Annotated in this window: 19 protein-coding genes, 4 tRNA genes and 1 pseudogene; 20 read left to right on the top strand and 4 right to left on the bottom strand. The window is 69.6% G+C overall.

The genetic code is table 11. The features are described from left to right. The 6 genes from ABD908_RS22765 to ABD908_RS22740 form a co-directional block, all read left to right on the top strand. Positions 1–615: thiamine pyrophosphate-dependent enzyme (locus tag ABD908_RS22765; protein WP_345000318.1), on the top strand; the 615-nt coding region annotated here is incomplete at its 5' end. A 31-nt stretch (positions 616–646) separates the two neighbouring features. Further along, positions 647–1,105: a DUF3592 domain-containing protein gene (locus ABD908_RS22760; protein ID WP_345000316.1), complete on the top strand. Its 459-nt coding sequence runs from the start codon at positions 647–649 to the stop codon at positions 1,103–1,105. Positions 1,106–1,143: 38 nt separating this feature from the next. Beyond that, a complete protein-coding gene (locus tag ABD908_RS22755; protein ID WP_345000314.1) occupies positions 1,144–2,310 on the top strand; it encodes a glycosyltransferase family 4 protein in 1,167 nt (388 codons plus the stop codon). After that, positions 2,288–2,971 (top strand): demethylmenaquinone methyltransferase, encoded by a 684-nt coding sequence (locus tag ABD908_RS22750; protein WP_345000312.1) that lies wholly within the window; start codon positions 2,288–2,290, stop codon positions 2,969–2,971. The genes ABD908_RS22755 and ABD908_RS22750 overlap by 23 nt, the downstream gene beginning before the upstream one ends. Positions 2,972–3,026: 55 nt before the next feature. Continuing rightward, positions 3,027–4,064, top strand: a complete 1,038-nt coding sequence (locus ABD908_RS22745) for a polyprenyl synthetase family protein (RefSeq protein WP_345000310.1) — start codon at positions 3,027–3,029, stop codon at positions 4,062–4,064. Between the two features lie 22 nt (positions 4,065–4,086). Next, a complete protein-coding gene (locus tag ABD908_RS22740) occupies positions 4,087–4,947 on the top strand; it encodes a M48 family metalloprotease (protein ID WP_345000308.1) in 861 nt (286 codons plus the stop codon). A gap of 36 nt (positions 4,948–4,983) precedes the next feature. Here ABD908_RS22740 and ABD908_RS22735 read toward each other — a convergent pair whose 3' ends face one another. Next, positions 4,984–6,390 (bottom strand): MFS transporter, encoded by a 1,407-nt coding sequence (locus ABD908_RS22735; RefSeq protein WP_345000306.1) that lies wholly within the window; start codon positions 6,388–6,390, stop codon positions 4,984–4,986. Positions 6,391–6,487: 97 nt separating this feature from the next. Between ABD908_RS22735 and ABD908_RS22730 the strand changes: the two genes are divergently transcribed. Beyond that, positions 6,488–7,516, top strand: a complete 1,029-nt coding sequence (locus tag ABD908_RS22730; RefSeq protein WP_345000304.1) for an Lrp/AsnC family transcriptional regulator — start codon at positions 6,488–6,490, stop codon at positions 7,514–7,516. Positions 7,517–7,711: 195 nt separating this feature from the next. On the opposite strand, the pseudogene ABD908_RS27710 reads toward ABD908_RS22730, so the two are convergent. Continuing rightward, a pseudogene (locus ABD908_RS27710) lies at positions 7,712–7,975 on the bottom strand (transposase); the annotation flags it as partial. A 795-nt stretch (positions 7,976–8,770) separates the two neighbouring features. Between ABD908_RS27710 and ABD908_RS22715 the strand changes: the two are divergent. Further along, entirely contained in the window at positions 8,771–9,040 is a 270-nt protein-coding gene (locus ABD908_RS22715) for a hypothetical protein (RefSeq protein WP_345000302.1), read from the top strand. Between the two features lie 29 nt (positions 9,041–9,069). Here ABD908_RS22715 and ABD908_RS22710 read toward each other — a convergent pair whose 3' ends face one another. Beyond that, positions 9,070–9,561: a YajQ family cyclic di-GMP-binding protein gene (locus ABD908_RS22710; protein WP_345000299.1), complete on the bottom strand. Its 492-nt coding sequence runs from the start codon at positions 9,559–9,561 to the stop codon at positions 9,070–9,072. A 159-nt stretch (positions 9,562–9,720) separates the two neighbouring features. Here ABD908_RS22710 and ABD908_RS22705 point away from each other — a divergent pair. From ABD908_RS22705 to rplA, 11 genes are all read left to right on the top strand, one after another. After that, positions 9,721–9,803: transfer RNA gene (locus ABD908_RS22705), tRNA-Tyr, on the top strand. Between the two features lie 157 nt (positions 9,804–9,960). Further along, a tRNA-Thr gene (locus ABD908_RS22700) sits at positions 9,961–10,033 on the top strand. Between the two features lie 40 nt (positions 10,034–10,073). Then, positions 10,074–10,147: transfer RNA gene (locus ABD908_RS22695), tRNA-Met, on the top strand. Between the two features lie 39 nt (positions 10,148–10,186). Then, the gene (gene rpmG / locus ABD908_RS22690) at positions 10,187–10,354 is read left to right on the top strand and encodes a 50S ribosomal protein L33 (protein ID WP_345000297.1); all 168 of its coding nucleotides are present in this window, start codon (positions 10,187–10,189) and stop codon (positions 10,352–10,354) included. A gap of 167 nt (positions 10,355–10,521) precedes the next feature. Further along, a complete protein-coding gene (gene hadA / locus ABD908_RS22685; protein ID WP_345000295.1) occupies positions 10,522–11,091 on the top strand; it encodes a (3R)-hydroxyacyl-ACP dehydratase subunit HadA in 570 nt (189 codons plus the stop codon). Beyond that, positions 11,078–11,503 carry a (3R)-hydroxyacyl-ACP dehydratase subunit HadB gene (gene hadB, locus ABD908_RS22680; protein ID WP_345000293.1) on the top strand — a complete coding sequence of 142 codons (426 nt, stop codon included), beginning with the start codon at positions 11,078–11,080 and terminating at the stop codon, positions 11,501–11,503. Before hadA ends, hadB begins: the two co-directional genes overlap by 14 nt. Before the next feature lie 139 nt (positions 11,504–11,642). Next, positions 11,643–11,715: transfer RNA gene (locus ABD908_RS22675), tRNA-Trp, on the top strand. Positions 11,716–11,872: 157 nt separating this feature from the next. Further along, on the top strand, positions 11,873–12,295 hold the full coding sequence (gene secE / locus ABD908_RS22670; RefSeq protein ID WP_345000291.1) for a preprotein translocase subunit SecE: 423 nt from the start codon (positions 11,873–11,875) through the stop codon (positions 12,293–12,295). A 49-nt stretch (positions 12,296–12,344) separates the two neighbouring features. Continuing rightward, positions 12,345–13,205, top strand: coding sequence for a transcription termination/antitermination protein NusG (gene nusG, locus ABD908_RS22665; protein WP_345000289.1), 861 nt, complete (start codon positions 12,345–12,347; stop codon positions 13,203–13,205). A 90-nt stretch (positions 13,206–13,295) separates the two neighbouring features. Beyond that, the gene (gene rplK / locus ABD908_RS22660) at positions 13,296–13,727 is read left to right on the top strand and encodes a 50S ribosomal protein L11 (protein ID WP_345000287.1); all 432 of its coding nucleotides are present in this window, start codon (positions 13,296–13,298) and stop codon (positions 13,725–13,727) included. A 232-nt stretch (positions 13,728–13,959) separates the two neighbouring features. Further along, a complete protein-coding gene (gene rplA / locus ABD908_RS22655; protein ID WP_345000285.1) occupies positions 13,960–14,679 on the top strand; it encodes a 50S ribosomal protein L1 in 720 nt (239 codons plus the stop codon). Between the two features lie 122 nt (positions 14,680–14,801). Here the strand turns inward: rplA and ABD908_RS22650 are convergent, their stop codons facing one another. Continuing rightward, positions 14,802–15,239 carry a DUF4190 domain-containing protein gene (locus ABD908_RS22650; protein WP_345000283.1) on the bottom strand — a complete coding sequence of 146 codons (438 nt, stop codon included), beginning with the start codon at positions 15,237–15,239 and terminating at the stop codon, positions 14,802–14,804. A gap of 216 nt (positions 15,240–15,455) precedes the next feature. On the opposite strand from ABD908_RS22650, the gene ABD908_RS22645 reads away from it, so the two are divergent. Next, on the top strand, positions 15,456–16,205 hold a 750-nt coding region (locus tag ABD908_RS22645; RefSeq protein ID WP_345000281.1), incomplete at its 3' end, for a DUF2786 domain-containing protein.

Genomic DNA, 16,205 nt, shown 5'->3' with positions numbered 1-16,205 from the left:
GGACTCGCGGACGGCCCCCCGACCGGGCTGCACGTCGCGCGTGCCGTCTGCGCCGCGCTCGAGCCCGGGGACACCCTGGTGCTCGGAGCCTCCAACCCCATCCGCGACGTCGCGCTGGCGGGCACGGTCCCGGCCGGCGTGAGCGTCCTGTCCAACCGGGGCGTCGCCGGGATCGACGGCACCGTCAGCACGGCGGTAGGGGCGGCCCTTGCGCGCCCGGCCTCGCGCACCGTCGCGCTGATGGGCGACCTGACCTTTGTGCACGACGCGTCGGGGTTGCTGATCGGACCCGGCGAACCGCGGCCCGACAACCTGACCGTGGTGGTGGCGAACGACAACGGCGGCGGCATCTTCGAGCTGCTCGAGCAGGGCGCGCCCGCCTACTCCGGGCCCGAGTACGACGGGGCCGCCGCGCGCGTCTTCGGCACCCCGCACGGGACCGACATCGCCGCGCTGTGCGCCGCGTACCACGCGTCGTATCGCCGTGCGGGTCTCGCCGACCTGCGCTTCGCCACCGGCGCCGCCGACGGTGGCCTCGCGGTGGTCGAGGTGCCGACGGACCGGGCGGGCCTGCGGGCGCTGCACCGATCCATGCGCGAGCGGATCCGCGCGTGACGTGGCCCGCGGGCGTCCGGGGCGGTGCCGGATGACCCGCGCCGGGCTGCGGCGGACGCAGCTGGTGCTGCTGAGCACGGGGGCACTGATCACGCTTCTGTGCGCGATCCTCCTGGTGGCCGCGTGGCGCGACGACCGTGCCATCACCGGACACCTCGGAACCGCCACCGCGGACGTGTTGTCCGCGGGACCGCGGCGCTCGACCATCAGCTTCTACACGGCCGACGGCGTCAACCACAACCCGCCGCTGGGGGTGCTGTATCCCAGCGAACTCACCGTGGGTGACCGGATCCAGGTCGAGTACGACACCGCCGACCCCGACCTGGTGCGCGTCGCCGGGCGGACGGCGTCGGTCGCGGTCGTGCCGGCCGCGTCGGTGGCCGTCGTGTCCTGGCTGGTGATCGCCGCCGTGATGGTGACGCTGGCGCAGGCGCAGCGGCGCCGCGGGGCCCACAGTTCACCCGACGTTCGGTCACGGGAAACGTCATAGGCGCGGGTGAGTACCGTCGCCCCGGCACACTGACCGGCGTGCGGGTAGCCATCGTCGCGGAATCGTTCCTTCCCAACGTCAACGGCGTCACCAACTCGGTGCTGCGGGTGCTCGAGCACTGCCGACGCGGGGGTCACGAGGCGCTCGTGATCGCGCCGGACAGCCCCGCGGGCGAGCCGCGCGCGGCGCTGTCGCACCTGGGTTTCCCCGTCTACCGGCTGCCGTCGACGATGCTGCCCATGATCTCGTCGCTGCCCATCGCGCGACCACACATGGGCATGGTCGAGGTGCTGCGCGACTTCGCGCCCGACGTCGTGCACCTCGCGTCGCCCTACTATCTGGGCGCGGGCGGCCTCGCCGCCGCCAAGCGACTCGGGGTGCCGACGGTGGCGATCTACCAGACCGATGTGGCGGGGTTCGCGTCGTCGTACGGCCTGGGGCCGCTGAGCCGCGTGGCGTGGTGGTGGACCCGCCAGATGCACAAGCACTGCGACCTGACGCTGGCGCCCTCCAGTGCCGCGGTCGAGGATCTCGAGCTGCACCGCATCCCGCGCGTGCGAACCTGGGGCCGCGGCGTGGACGTCGAGCGGTTCGCGCCCTCGTGGCGCAGCCCCGAGCTGCGCGCCGAGTGGCTGGGGCGCGGGGGCGATGACAGGGGGCGGCTGGTGGTCGGCTTCGTCGGGCGCCTCGCGGCGGAGAAGCACGTCGAGCGCCTCGCCCCGCTCGCCGGCCGGGACGACGTGCAGCTGGTCGTCGTCGGTGGCGGCCCCGAGCGGGCGCGGCTCGAGGCGCTGCTCCCGGGTGCCGTGTTCACCGGCGAGCTGGGCGGCGACGACCTCTCCCGCGCCTACGCGTCTCTCGACGTGTTCGTGCACCCGGGCGAGCATGAGACGTTCTGCCAGGCGGTGCAGGAGGCGCTCGCGTCCGGTGTTCCCGCGATCGCCCCCGACCAGGGTGGGCCGCGCGACCTGGTGGCCCACTGCCGCAGCGGATACCTGCTGCCGGCGAAGGACTTCGAGGAGCTGTTGCCGGGTGCCGTTTCGGCGCTGAGGGACCCCGCACTGCGGTGCCGGTTCGGCGAGGCGGCACGCAAGTCGGTGCTCGCCCGGACCTGGCCCGCGCTGTGCGATCAGCTGTTCGCGCACTACGAAGCAGCCGCGACGTCTCGTGTAGCTTTCAGGAATGTCTCGCGCTTCGTTGGATAAGCAGCCGGCCGAGGTCGCGTCGATGTTCGACGGGGTCGCACGCCGCTACGACCGCACCAACACCCTGATGACCGCAGGTCTCGACCGGTCGTGGCGGCGGAAGACCCGCGCCGCACTGGATCTGCGGCCGGGGGAGAAGGTCCTCGACCTCGCTGCCGGCACCGGCGTCTCCACCGTCGAACTCGCCCGCTCGGGAGCGTGGGCCGCGGCGTGCGACTTCTCCACCGGGATGCTGCAGGCGGGGCGCTTCCGCCGCGTCCCGATGACGGCCGGCGACGCGATGGCGCTGCCCTTCGCCGACGGGGTGTTCGACGCCGTGACGATCTCCTTCGGCCTGCGCAACGTCGCCGACCCCGAGGTCGGGCTGCGCGAGATGGCCCGGGTGGTGCGGCCCGGTGGGCGCCTGGTCGTCTGCGAGTTCTCGACCCCGACGTGGAAGCCGTTCCGCACGGCATACGATCGCGTCGCCCTCCGCGCGATCCAGATGATCGCCGACCGCGCGTCCTCGAACCCCGAGGCGTACAGCTATCTCGCGGAGTCCATCCAGCGCTGGCCGGACCAGCGGGCGCTCGCCGAGGTCATCCAGGACGCGGGCTGGCATTCGGTGCGGTGGACCGACCTGACCGGCGGTGTCGTCGCGCTGCACTGGGCTCAGCGGTAGTGCATGCCGTGGGCGAGACGCGTCCTGAGCGTCGACTGCCGATAGGCTGGCGGTCGTGAGCAACACGGTAGCGGCACTCGACCTCGGTTCCGACGCGTTCGCGACGGATCTGCGGGCCGACCTGGCCGGCGTCGAGACGGTGATCCGCGAGGGCATCGAGACGGCGAACGGCTGCGTGATCGAGGAGGCGCTGCACCTGTTCCAGGCGGGTGGCAAGCGGTTCCGGCCGATGTTCACGCTGCTCGCCGCCCGGTTCGGACCGAGCCCGAAGGCCCCCGGCGTCGCCATCGCGGCCGCCGCGCTCGAGACCACGCACCTCGCGACCCTGTACCACGACGACGTCATGGACGAGGCGGACACCCGCCGCGGCGCACCGTCGGCGAACGCTCGGTGGGACAACTCGATCGCGATCCTGGCCGGCGACTTCCTGTTCGCCAAGGCCTCCGCGTACGGAGCCGAGCTGGGGCCGCGCGCGGTCGGCATCATCGCCAGGTGCTTCGGCGAGTTGGTCACCGGGCAGATGCTGGAATTGAAGGGACCGGTCGACTCCGCTGGGAATCCGGTCGACCCCGTGCAGCACTACCTCGACACCATCTGGGGCAAGACGGGGAGCCTGATCGCCACCTGCGGCCTGCTCGGCGCCCTGCAGGGCGGCTGCGACGAGGACGACGCCCAGCGCCTGTACCGCATCGGCTCCGCGGTGGGGATGGCGTTCCAGATCAGCGACGACATCATCGACATCAGCTCGGTGGCGCAGCAGACCGGCAAGACGCCCGGCACCGACCTCCGCGAGGGCGTGCACACGCTGCCGGTCCTGCACGCGCTGCGCGACCCGGGCGCCGACGGTGACCGGTTGCGCGAGATCCTGCTCCTGCCGGAGGCGAGTGGCGGTGGGGTGCGCCCGGTCACCGACGATGCGCTGGTCGCCGAGGCCATCGAGCTGCTGGACCGGTCCCAGGGCATGAAGCGGGCGAAGGCCACGCTCGAGCAGTTCGCCGACGATGCGCGCGCCGAGATCGCCGGTCTGCCGCAGTCCGAGGCGGCGAGCCGCCTCGAGTACCTGGTGTCGTTCACCGTCGAACGCCTCGGCTGAGGCCGCCGACCGGTAGCCACTCGTGCGCGCCACCTCCAACCGGTTCGCCACCGCCATCCTGCTGGGCCTGGTCCCCGCGGTGCTGATGGTGGTGGCGACGCCGTTCGGGCGGATCGCCCTGATCGTGGCGCTGGTGGGCGGGTGCGGCGTGGCCGCGTACGCCTACATGTCCAGCACGTCGCTCGCGCTGCGGGCGATGCACGCCCGCCGCGTCTCGGAGCTGCAGCAGCCCACGCTGTGCCGGATCGTGCGGGAACTCTCGACCGTCGCGCGGCGGCCGATGCCCGCGGTGTACCTGTCGCCCACCGCCGCCCCCACCTCGTTCGCCGTCGGCCACAATCAGCACGCCGCGGCCGTATGCTGCACCATGGGCCTGCTGGAGGCGCTCGACGAGCGGCAGCTGCGCGCGGTCGTGGCGCACGAACTGACGCACATCTACGAGCGGGACGCGCTGTGCGGCTCGGTGTCCGGTGCGTTGGCGGCGGTGATCACGGGTCTATCCGGGTTCGGGTACCTCGTGTCCGGCTTCGACGGTGACCACGACCCCGAGCACACGCCCCGCGTGGTCAGCGCGGCGCTCGCGGTGTTGGGCCCGATCGCCGGCACGATCGTGCGGCTGTCCGTCTCCCGGACCTGCGAGTTCCACGCCGACTCCGCGGGGGCGATCCTTGCGGGCGACCCACTGGCACTCGCCGAGGCGCTGCGCGTCCTGTCCAAGCGGATCCAGGCGGCGCCGCTGCCACCGGATCCGGAGCTGGTCACCCAGGCGCACCTGATGATCCTGCCGCCCTTCCGGCGGGACGAGAAGCTGCTCCGCTGGTTCCGCGTGCACCCGGCCGCGTCGACCCGGATCGCGCGGCTCGAGGCGATGGTGGGGGAGTAGGGGCTGTCGGTCAGGAGGGGCGGGGCCCCGGATCGCTCAAGACAGCCGCGAGGAGATCCGGGCGTCGGCCTGCTCGGCTGTCGGAGCGCTGCGGCGGAAGAGGAGGATCCCCACGATCCCCGCCGCGATACCGACGGCTGCGGCCACCGTCATCGCCGTGGTGAGGCCGTCGGCGAAGCGGGCCGCGGTGGCCGGGCGGGAGGAGCCCGCGGACGCGGCGAAGACGCTGCCGAGCACTGCTACGCCGAGGGCGAAGCCCAGCTGGCGTGCGGTGTTGACGGCGCCGGACGCGACGCCGCTGAGCCGGGGCGGTACGGCGCCGAGCGCGACCGACGCGAGCGCGGGAGCGCTCAGCCCGACCCCGACGCCGATCACGGCCAGGCCCGGCGCCGCGGCGTACCAGCGCGAGCCGGCGTCGATCACGGTGAGCAGGCCCGCGCCGGCGCCGATGATCACCAGGCCCAGCCCGATCGTCCGCTGCGGCGGGGCGCCGTCGAGCCGGTGTCCGAGTCCCCCCGCGACCACGAACGCGAGCACGCTCATGGGCAGCAGGGCGCAGCCGGTGCCGATCGCGGACAGTCGCAGGACGTCCTGGAGCCAGATCGACAGCAGGACCGACCCGGAGAACGCCGCGAAGTTCATCCCGAGAGCGCCGACCAGCGAGCCGACGAACCGCGGGCTGCGCAGCAGGACGAGCGGAAGCATCGGCTGCGCCGCCCGGGACTCCGCGACGGCGAAGACGGCCAGCGCGAGCGCCGCGACCGCCAGGGAGCCGACGGTGACGGCGCTTCCCCAGCCTGCCTCGCCGCCGCGGATGATGCCGAAGATCAGGGCCCCGGCGGTCAGGGAGAACGTCGCGATACCGGGCACGTCGAGCCGCACCCGTCGGCGGGTGGTCTCGCCGAACGCGACGGCGGACAGGGCGATCGCGCACACCGATACCGGTAGGTTGACCATGAACACCCAGCGCCAGCCGGCCCACTGCGTGAGGACGCCGCCGAGCACGACGCCGATCCCGGCGGAGGCTCCGGACACCGCGCCCCACACGCCGAAGGCGACGCCGCGGTCGCGTCCGGAATAGGTCGCGTGCAGGAGGGCGATCGTGGTCGCGAACATCGCGGCGCCGCCGACGCCCTGCACGGCGCGGGCCGCGACCAGGACGCCGCCCGAGTCGGCGAGCCCGCACGCGAGCGACGCGGCCGCGAACAGGGCCGTCCCACTCAGGTACACCCGCTTGTGGCCGATGTTGTCGGCGAGGGCGCCCATGCCGAGCACGAGCGCACCGAGGACCAGCGCGTACGCGTCGAGCACCCACTGGAGGGTGGTGAACGACGAGTGGGTCGCCGCGGCGATGTCCGGAAGCGCGACGGTGACGATGGTGACATCGATGAGCAGCATGAACGTGCCGAGGCACGATGCGACGAGTGGGTTCCATTTATTCATGGGACCAGCGTCGGATGCGGGTGACGGAATCCGGCAGCTGAGCCGATGGATCCGTATGATTCCGGTTATTGCTGAGAGTGAGACATACGATTCCTCCGTGATCGATGACCTCGATCGCAAGATCCTCCGCGCCCTGACGTTCGACGTCCGGCTGCCGTTCGCGACGCTCGGATCGGTTCTGGGAGTGTCCGAGCAGACGGTGAAGCGCCGCTACGAGCGGCTTGTGCGTGCGGGTGTCGCGCGCGTCTTCGTGATGCAGAACACGCAGGTCATCGGGCTGCCCCGGTGGCTCCTGCGGATGCGCCCGATGCCGGGGGAGACCGGGCGGCTCGCCGACCTGCTGGCCGGGCACCCGGACATCAGCTGGGTGACCGAGCAGTCCGGCAGCACGGAGGTGGCGGCGATCTACCGCCCGCCCTCGGAGTCGGCGCGCAACGATCTGCTGCGTGATCGACTACCGCGCACGTCCCTCATCGCCGACCTCCGGATGCAGTCCATCCTCTTCCGGTACGTCTCCGACGGTGGCCTGCCGGGCACGCGCGATGCGCTCACCGTGGATCAGGAACGGGCCCTACTCGCGGTGGCGGACCCGGCCCACCGCGTCGTGGACCTGCTCGAGCAGACTCCGCACGGCATCCAGACCCCGCTGGACGCGGTGGACGAACGCATCGTCGCCGTCCTCGAGCGGGACGGGCGGACCCCGTACGCCGCGGTCGCCCGCGCGGTCGGCGTCGGCCCGGCGCGGGTCACCCAACGGGTCGCGGCGCTGGTCGCCAGCGGGCGGCTCTACTTCGACCTCGACCTCGCGATGATGGCGCTCGGGTTCCACCGCGGCGCGCAGCTGTACCTGAGCTGCGCACCGTCGGCGCTCGACCGGATCGGACGCGAGCTGGCTCGCGCCGAGGAGGTGCCCTTCGTCGGCATGACGTCGGGCCCCACCAACCTCACCGCCAGCGCGGTGTTCCGCGACGACGCCCACATCTACGAGTTCGTGACCGGCACGCTGGGCCGCCTGGACGGCATCACGTCGATGGATCTCGCGCCGATCTCCCGGCCGGTCAAGTCCGCACGCTCGTTCCAGGCCGGAGCTGTGCTCTCGGCGATCCCGCCGCTGGCCCGACGGTGACCCGTCCGTCGGTGATCGCCTCGAGCCCGAGAATGGAACGCAACCATGCCGGCGACCCGGTCCCGGTAACCGAGGGCTTCGAGGCTGCGGATGTGGTTGCGGTTGCGGGCGTCGGTGGATATCCGTCGGTCGTAGTGGTCGGGCCGAGGTCGATGAATCGGGCCTGCGGATCGGACAACAGGTGGTGCGGGATGTGCTGATGACGGTCGCGCCGAGGACGCGCGCGGGGTACCGGTTGCCGTGCCCGGTCACGCCGTTGCCCTTGGTCCTGCCGGCGCTGGAATTGATGCCGGGCGCGAACCTGGCCCACCGGCACAGGTGCCCGGGGGTTGGGAAGCGGCTCATGTCGGTGCCGACCTCCGCGATGATGACCGCCGCCGCGGTGGCGCCGCCCCCGGGGATTGATCCGCCCCGGAGTGTCCGGAGACTCTCGTGGTTGGGACGAGCGGATAGACCCATGGGTTCATCGAGGTATCCGCAGTCTCTTCGCCGCCGAGATCGATCGGCCACATCGCTGATCGTGGAGTCCATCCGCGCCCACCCGGGACAACGCGTCGGAGCGGAGGGGCCTGTGCGGGGTGTCGATTCGATGTGCACGGTGCTCATCGAGCACGGTCTGCCCATCGCCCCGTCCACGTACTACGACCACATCACCCACGGACCCTCGTCGCGGGACTACCGGGATGCGCAGGTGATCAACATGATTCACGATGTGAGAACAAGTGAGCGGTTCTCCCGGGTGCTCGGCGCCCACAAGAGGTGGGTGGTTCTGGACTCCCGCGGTGTCGTCGTCGCCCGCAGTGGATCCCGACGACCGTGGACCGGGTCGTTCAGGTGTCCTTGAAGGTGGTGCTTGAGCCGATCTTCGAGGCGGACTTCTACCCGTCGTCGTAGGGGTTCCGGCCTCGATGGCGCGTGCAGGACGCGCCGAAATCCATTACTTCACCTCACCTTCTCGTGGCAACGAGTGGGTGTTCGAAGGGGTCGAGGCACCCTCCGGAGAGGTCCTCCAGAAAACCTGGGGTAGTTCAGACCGTTGTCGCTTTCGCCACGGGGTCCGCCGGATCGTGGCCCGCCGGATCCACCGGCGGCGCGGAAGTGACTGATGGGAGGGGAGTGGATACGGCCATGACCACCTCTGGTGCATCCCTGAACCCCCGGCCGCGTCGACACGCCGGTCGTGGCCGCCCGGCCTGGCCAGCGGCCGAGCGGGCACGACTCCACCCAGTACTCGCCGACCTACAAGGCCCACACTTGCGCCCGCGAACGCTGGCCCGGGTCGCGGTCCGATGCTGCGCCGGGTTCGCCTACCTCGACGGCGTCCTGGCCGACGGAGAGGTCCTCGAGCTGTGCCGGCTGCGCTACAGTGGCTCGGCCTCGAGGTGGGGATTCGCGATCTACCGGGCCGGCCATGACGACTACGAAGACTCCTACCTGCCCACCGGGCACACCACCGGCACCCCCGAAGACGCCCTCGACACCGCCTGCGGCCTCTACCTCAACGACCCCACCGCCTGGACCTGACACCCCCGACGAACGTCAAGGGATGACCACTAGCGGTAGTTGACGAACTGCAGCGCCAGGTCGAGATCGGCGCCCTTGAGCAGCGCCTGCACGGCCTGTAGGTCGTCGCGCGACTTGCTGGACACGCGCAGCTCGTCGCCCTGTATCTGCGCCTTCACCGACTTCGGGCCCTCGTCGCGGATCAGCTTGGAGATCTTCTTCGCCTGATCGCTGGCAATGCCCTCGACGAGCGTGCCGGTGATCTTGAACTGCTTCCCGGACCCGACCGGGTCGCCCGCGTCGAAGGCCTTCAGCGAGATGCCACGCTTGATCAGCTTCTCCTGGAACACCTCGAGGCCGGCCTTGACGCGCTCCTCGGCGTCGCTGGTCAACACCACCTTGTCTTCGCCGGAGAACTCGACGGTGGTGTTGGTGCCGCGGAAGTCGTAGCGCTGGCTGAGTTCCTTGGACGCCTGGTTGAGCGCGTTGGCGACCTCCTGGCGATCGACCTTGCTCACCACGTCGAACGACGAATCGGCCACGACCTACTCCTCACGATTGAACTATCCCTTGTGTCCGCTGATGACCTGCGGGTTTGCGTTTCCCCGGTGGCGGCGTTGTATTCTACGTGCCGCTGCTGTTCACGGCGGCGCAGGCCACCTCGGTGGCCGGGATCCCGGGCCTCGGCCCAGGAGAACAACGGCACGTTGCCCGAGCGGCCAATGGGAGCGGACTGTAAATCCGTCGGCTTACGCCTACGTAGGTTCGAATCCTACACGTGCCACACCTGAGCGGCCCTCGACGAGACCTCGTCGGGGGCCGCTGGTGGGTCGGGGGTGCGCGCACCGAAACCGGAGCTGACCAGCCGATTTGGTCAACCGGGCGCGCGGTGTGTAACCTCGTTAAGGCTTCAGGGCGACCCCGCGAGGGACCGCTCGAAGGCCCCCTTAGCTCAGTCGGCAGAGCGTTTCCATGGTAAGGAAAAGGTCGACGGTTCGATTCCGTCAGGGGGCTCGCTAGACCAGTGCTGTCACCTTGCAACGGTGTAGCCCAGGGCGGTGTAGCTCAGCTGGTTAGAGCGCACGACTCATAATCGTGAGGTCGGGGGATCGAGCCCCCCCACCGCTACAACGGAACTCGACGTAACTGGAAGAAGGTGTGTTCGCAGTGGCTTCATCGACAGATGTCCGCCCCAAGATCACCTTGGCGTGCGAGGTGTGCAAGCACCGCAACTACATCACCAAGAAGAATCGGCGTAACGACCCCGACCGCCTGGAGATCAAGAAGTTCTGCCCCAACTGCGGAACCCACCAGGCGCACCGCGAGTCGCGCTAGCAGCTTCCAGGGGGAGGACACCGGACCGGTGTCCTCCCCCTTGGTGTTTCCGCCGAACAGCCCTCGGCGGTCAGGTCCCGGGACCGTCTACGACAGACGGAGCCCGGGTGATCATCCGGTCGGTCGTTGCGGACCCCGCCCCGGGTAGATAGGTAGGGTGACAACCCGTGAGTAACGAATTGAAGGTGCCCGGCGGCTCCGTGAAGGAGAAGCTGACGCCGCAAGAGGTCTCGGAGCGCACGCGCGCCGCGGTCGGTTACAACTACGAGTACAAGAACAAGTACCTCGTGGGCCGCGAGAAGATCCGCGAGTTCGCCCTCGCGATTCAGGCGACGGACCCGATCTACCACGACGTCGAGGCCGCCCGCGCGGCCGGCTACGCCGATCTGGTCGCGCCCCCCATCTTCTTCAACCTGGTCGGCATCATCGCGCACCGGCCGATGTTCGAAGAGGCCGTGATCGGGTACGGCATGGGCCAGATCGTGCAGTCGGACCAGAAGGTCGTGTTCCACCAGCCGATCGTGGCCGGCATGCTGCTGACCACCCACGTCTACTTCGACAGCTTCCGGCAGACCGCGGGCCTCGACATGATCGTCACCCGCAACGAGATCCGCGACCAGGACGGCAACCACCTGGTCAGCTCATGGACCACCCTGGTGGGTCGCACCACGGGCGAGGAGATCAATCCCGATTTCGAAGACACTGCCGCGAAGGTGATGATGTATGGCACTGCGTAATTTCTCGGATGTGACCGTGGGTGACGAGCTGCCCGAGCGTGTGTTCACGCTGGGGCGCGGCGACCTGGTCAACTACGCCGGCGTCGTGGGCGATCCCAACCCGATCCACTTCTCCGACCACATCGTCAAGATGATCGGCATGGACGACGTGATCGCGCAGGGCATGCTCACGATGAGCCTGGGCCAGAACTTCATCATCGACTGGCTGGGCGACCCGGCCGCGTTGAAGGACTACACGGTCCGGTTCACCAGCCCCGCCTACGTTCCCGCGTCCGAGCGAGCCGTACTGGTGTATCAGGGCAAGGTCAAGAGCCTCGATCCCGAGACCAAGACGGGCACCATCCTGATGACGGTCAAGCAGGGCGATCGCAAGATCTTCGGCAAGCCGATGGCGACGGTTCAGTTCGCCTGACGCCTGCCGTTTTGGGTTGCGGCGCTCCGGTGCCGTACACTGAAGTGTCCGTGGTTCACGGTGCGCGCGCTGGATCCGCTCCGGCGCGCGTGGCATGTGGACCGGGGAACCGGCTCTCGGGAGCGATCCTGACTGCCGAAGGGGTGTAGCTCAGCTGGTAGAGCAGCGGTCTCCAAAACCGCAGGTCGCAGGTTCGAATCCTGTCGCCCCTGCACTGGTGGGTAACCGCCCCGGCGGCATCGTCCGCTTCGGGTGGAGACGATCACCGGCAGGCCCGCCGGGCCGCACGATCGGCCACAGCGGCCGGGCCGCTCGATGGGCCGCAGCGCCGCTGTCCGGTCGGGAAGCAGACCAACTGGAGGGTATTGCGTGAGCGACGAGCACGACGACGTGACCGACAGCGTCGAAGACGCTGCGGACGACACGGTCGCCGGCCCGCCCCGCCCCTCCGGCAAGCGGCGGTCGCGCGGCGGCCGCGCACTGCTTGCGGAGTCGGGTGACGGCGCCGTCGAGTCGGGTGGTGCGACACTCACCAAGACGCGCCCGACCGGGGAGTCGGCCGACACGAAGTCCGCGGCCGGCCGGACGGAGACGCGGAGCCGTAATCCGTTCGCCGCGATCTGGCTGTACCTCCGCCAGGTGGTGGCCGAGCTGCGCAAGGTGATCTGGCCGAACCGCCGCCAGATGGTGGTCTACACCGGCGTCGTGCTGGCGTTCGTGATCGTCATGAGCGCAGTGGTGGCGGGTCTGGACATCGGCTTCGCGAAGCTGATCCTGTGGGCCTTCGGCTGACCCGGCAAAAGACGACCTGACTAGTAGAACCACGAAGGGATAGGGCGCTGTGAGCACCCCGGAACACAACGACGCGGATGAGGCCGTTCTCGACCCGCAGACTGACGGTCGGGGACTCGATGACACCGCTGCGGACTGGCAGGCGGCCGACGAGGCGGAGGCCACCGACACCGTCGGGGCCGACGACAGTGAGGACGCCGACGAGGCCGACGCCGGCCCGACCGATGATGCCGTCGACGAGACCGAGCCTGTCGAGGCCGAGGAGGAGCCGGCGGAGGTCGACCCCGTCGCCGAGCTGAAGGCGCAACTGCGCATCGCTCCCGGCGAGTGGTATGTGATCCACACCTACGCGGGCTACGAGAACAAGGTCAAGGCCAACCTCGAGACGCGTGTGCAGAACCTCGACGTCGGCGACTACATCTTCCAGGTCGAGGTGCCCACGGAAGAGGTCACCGAGATCAAGAACGGCCAGCAGAAGCGGGTCAACCGCAAGGTGCTGCCCGGCTACATCCTGGTTCGCATGGACCTCAACGACGAGTCGTGGGGCGCAGTGCGCAACACGCCGGGTGTGACCGGTTTCGTCGGCCTCACCTCGAAGCCGTCGCCGCTCACCATGAACGAGGTCGTCAAGTTCCTGCTGCCCGAGAGCGCGCGCCGCAAGCCGGCGAAGGCCGCGGCGGGCACGGACTCGGCGGCCGGTTCGGCCGGCGCCGCCCCGCAGGGCCCCGCGGTCGAGGTCGACTTCGAGGTCGGCGAGTCGGTCACCGTCATGGACGGACCGTTCGCGACCCTGCCCGCATCGATCAGCGAGATCAACGCCGAGCAGCGCAAGGTCAAGGTGCTGGTGTCGATCTTCGGCCGGGAGACGCCGGTCGAGCTGGCGTTCAACCAGGTCGAGAAGATCAGCTGACCCAGGACCCGTGCCCCGAGAGATCGGGGAACCGACTTCCCATGCCCCGATCCAAGACATGGGTGTGGAGAAAGAAAAAAGGAAACTAGGATGCCCCCGAAGAAGAAGAAGGTCGCCGGGCTCATCAAGCTGCAGATCCAGGCCGGGCAGGCCAACCCCGCCCCGCCTGTGGGTCCTGCACTTGGCCAGCACGGCGTCAACATCATGGAGTTCTGCAAGGCGTACAACGCGGCGACCGAGTCGCAGCGTGGCAACGTCATCCCGGTCGAGATCACGGTCTACGAGGACCGCTCGTTCACGTTCAAGCTGAAGACTCCTCCTGCCGCCAAGCTGCTGCTGAAGGCCGCCGGCGTGCAGAAGGGCTCGGGTGAGCCGCACAAGACCAAGGTCGCCAAGGTGACCTGGGATCAGGTGCGCGAGATCGCCGAGACCAAGAAGGAAGACCTCAACGCGAACGACGTCGAGCAGGCCGCGAAGATCATCGCCGGTACCGCCCGCTCCATGGGTATCACCGTCGAGTGACGAGCGCGCGAGCGCGAGGAGCTGGGCGCGTCGATTCCGTCGAGTGACGAGCGCGAGGAGCTGGGCGCGTCGATTCCGTCGAGCGCGCGAGCGCGAGGAGCTGGGCGCGTCGATTCCGTCGAGTGACTCGGCGCGTCGACACCGTCGGACACCCGACGGTGTGGGAGGGCCCGCTTGGCCCGCAGAACCACTCACTGCCCGACACCGTCGGGCAAGAACGAAAGAGCATTTCATGAGCAAGAACAGCAAGGCTTACAAGGCCGCTGCCGAGAAGGTCGACCGGACCAAGCTGTACAGCCCGCTCGAGGCTGCCACGCTGGCCAAGGAGACCGCCTCCACCAAGCAGGACGCCACCGTCGAGGTAGCGATGCGCCTGGGTGTCGACCCGCGCAAGGCCGACCAGATGGTGCGTGGCACCGTCAACCTGCCGCATGGCACGGGTAAGACGGCGCGCGTGATCGTGTTCGCCGTCGGCGCGAAGGCCGAGGAGGCCAAGGCCGCCGGTGCCGACGAGGTCGGTGCCGAGGACCTGATCGAGAAGATCCAGGGCGGCTGGCTCGACTTCGACGCCGCGATCGCCACCCCGGACCAGATGGCCAAGGTCGGTCGGATCGCGCGTGTGCTGGGTCCCCGCGGCCTCATGCCGAACCCGAAGACCGGCACTGTCACCCCCGACGTCACGAAGGCTGTGGCCGACATCAAGGGCGGCAAGATCAACTTCCGTGTCGACAAGGCGTCGAACCTGCACTTCGTGATCGGCAAGGCGTCGTTCGACGCCAAGCAGCTGGTGGAGAACTACGGCGCCGCACTGGACGAGATCCTGCGCGCGAAGCCGTCGGCGGCCAAGGGTCGGTACCTCAAGAAGGTCACCGTGTCGACGACCACCGGACCGGGCATCCCGGTGGACCCGCTGCGCGTGAGCAACCTCACCGAGGAGGGCGCCGACGCCTGATCAGGCGCGGTACCGAGCGAGAAGAACCCCCGACCGGCGGTCGGGGGTTCTCTTCTGTGTCGGCCCTGTGTCTGGCGCGCGCGTCGATGTCGTCGCGCTCGAGGCGGTGCAGACGGGGCGGCTCAGACGATCAGCTGCAGCAGCGAGGTCGAGGTGTGCGGCGCCGTCGCGAGCGTTCCGAAGAGGATCACCGCGAACACCACGTACAGGATCACCCCCACGCTGTACACGGCCCCGATGATGAGCCCGATCAGAGCGCACGTGTTCTTGTAGCCGCGACCGCGTGATTTGTTCAGTGCGATCCAGCTGACGATCAGGCCCGGCACGCCGCAGGCGACGACCGCCAGGACCAGCCCGACGATGCCGATGGTGTTGTCGGGGTCCTCGATCTTCACGCCGACCGGCTGCCCGAACTGCGGTCCCATCGCCGGCGGGTACTGCTGGCCGTACCCGGGGTACCGGTTCTGCGGGTACTGCCCCTGCTGATACCGACCTTGCTGGTACGGATTCTGCTGGTACGGGTCCTGCGGGTACGGCTGCTGGGAATACGGGTCCGTCACGTCGTGCCCTCCTTTGGTTCGGCGTCCGTCAGAGTGTCCGGGACCGCGCTTGGCGTGCGCCAGTCACGCGCCTGGCGGGAGTGTCGGCCGCCCTGTGACATGCCTGGGGACGGCCCGCGGCACCGGTCGGGTACCGGCGCGGTTGCGTACGATCGAGGACGTGTTCAGGGCCCGACGGCCCCGGTTCTTGTCAGAGGGGATGACTAGGGTCACGGCATGAACGACGACAAGCTGCTCACCCGGATCGGCGCCCTCCTGCGGCAGGCCGAGGGTACAGACAACGAGCACGAGGCGGCCGCCTTCACCGAGGCCGCCCAGCGGCTGGCCACAGCGGCCTCGATCGACCTGGCGGTCGCGCGCGCACACCAGCGGTCGAACTCCGGCCGCCCCGCGGCACCGGCGCAGCGGACGGTGCGCATCGGCGAACCGGGTAAGCGCGGGCTGCGCACCTATGTGGAGCTGTTCGTGGCGATCGCGCGGTCCAACGACGTACGGTGCGACATCGCCGCCAACTCGACATTCGTGTTCGCCTACGGTTTCGACGCCGACATCGACGCGTGCGAGGCGCTGTACGCCTCGCTGGTGATCCAGATGGTTCGGGCGTCGGATACCTACATCAAGTCGGGCGCGTATAAAGGGGAGACGGTGCAGCAGCTCTATGAGGATCGGTACACGCGCCGGCGCTGGGTGGAGCGCAAGCCGCTCGCGGCGGTCACGGCCCGCATCAACTTCCAGACGGCGTTCGCCGCCCGGATCGGCGTCCGGCTCAAGGAGGCCCGCGAGCAGGCGACCGTCGAACGGCTCGCCGATGCCTCGGCCGAGCCCGGTACGGCGGTGGCTCTGCGCGACAAGGAGGTCGAGCTCGTGTCGTTCTACCAGCGCGTCTCGACCGCGCGCGGGCGGTGGCGCGGAGCAGCGGCCACGGCGGGGTACTCCGACGGCGCCCGGCGCGCCGGCGATCGGGCG

Source organism: Tsukamurella soli, from assembly GCF_039541155.1.
GTDB lineage: Bacteria > Actinomycetota > Actinomycetes > Mycobacteriales > Mycobacteriaceae > Tsukamurella > Tsukamurella soli.
The sequence above is the reverse complement of the archived record's forward strand: the minus strand, read 5'-3'. Positions and strand labels throughout refer to the sequence as shown.

Coding starts and splice junctions, on each gene's coding strand:
- ABD908_RS22735 (WP_345000306.1), bottom strand. CDS start 6,390: ATGAATAAATGGAACCCACTCGTCGCATCGTGCCTCGGCACGTTCATG.
- ABD908_RS22750 (WP_345000312.1), top strand. CDS start 2,288: ATGTCTCGCGCTTCGTTGGATAAGCAGCCGGCCGAGGTCGCGTCGATG.
- rplA (WP_345000285.1), top strand. CDS start 13,960: ATGAGCAAGAACAGCAAGGCTTACAAGGCCGCTGCCGAGAAGGTCGAC.
- ABD908_RS22760 (WP_345000316.1), top strand. CDS start 647: ATGACCCGCGCCGGGCTGCGGCGGACGCAGCTGGTGCTGCTGAGCACG.
- hadB (WP_345000293.1), top strand. CDS start 11,078: ATGGCACTGCGTAATTTCTCGGATGTGACCGTGGGTGACGAGCTGCCC.
- rplK (WP_345000287.1), top strand. CDS start 13,296: ATGCCCCCGAAGAAGAAGAAGGTCGCCGGGCTCATCAAGCTGCAGATC.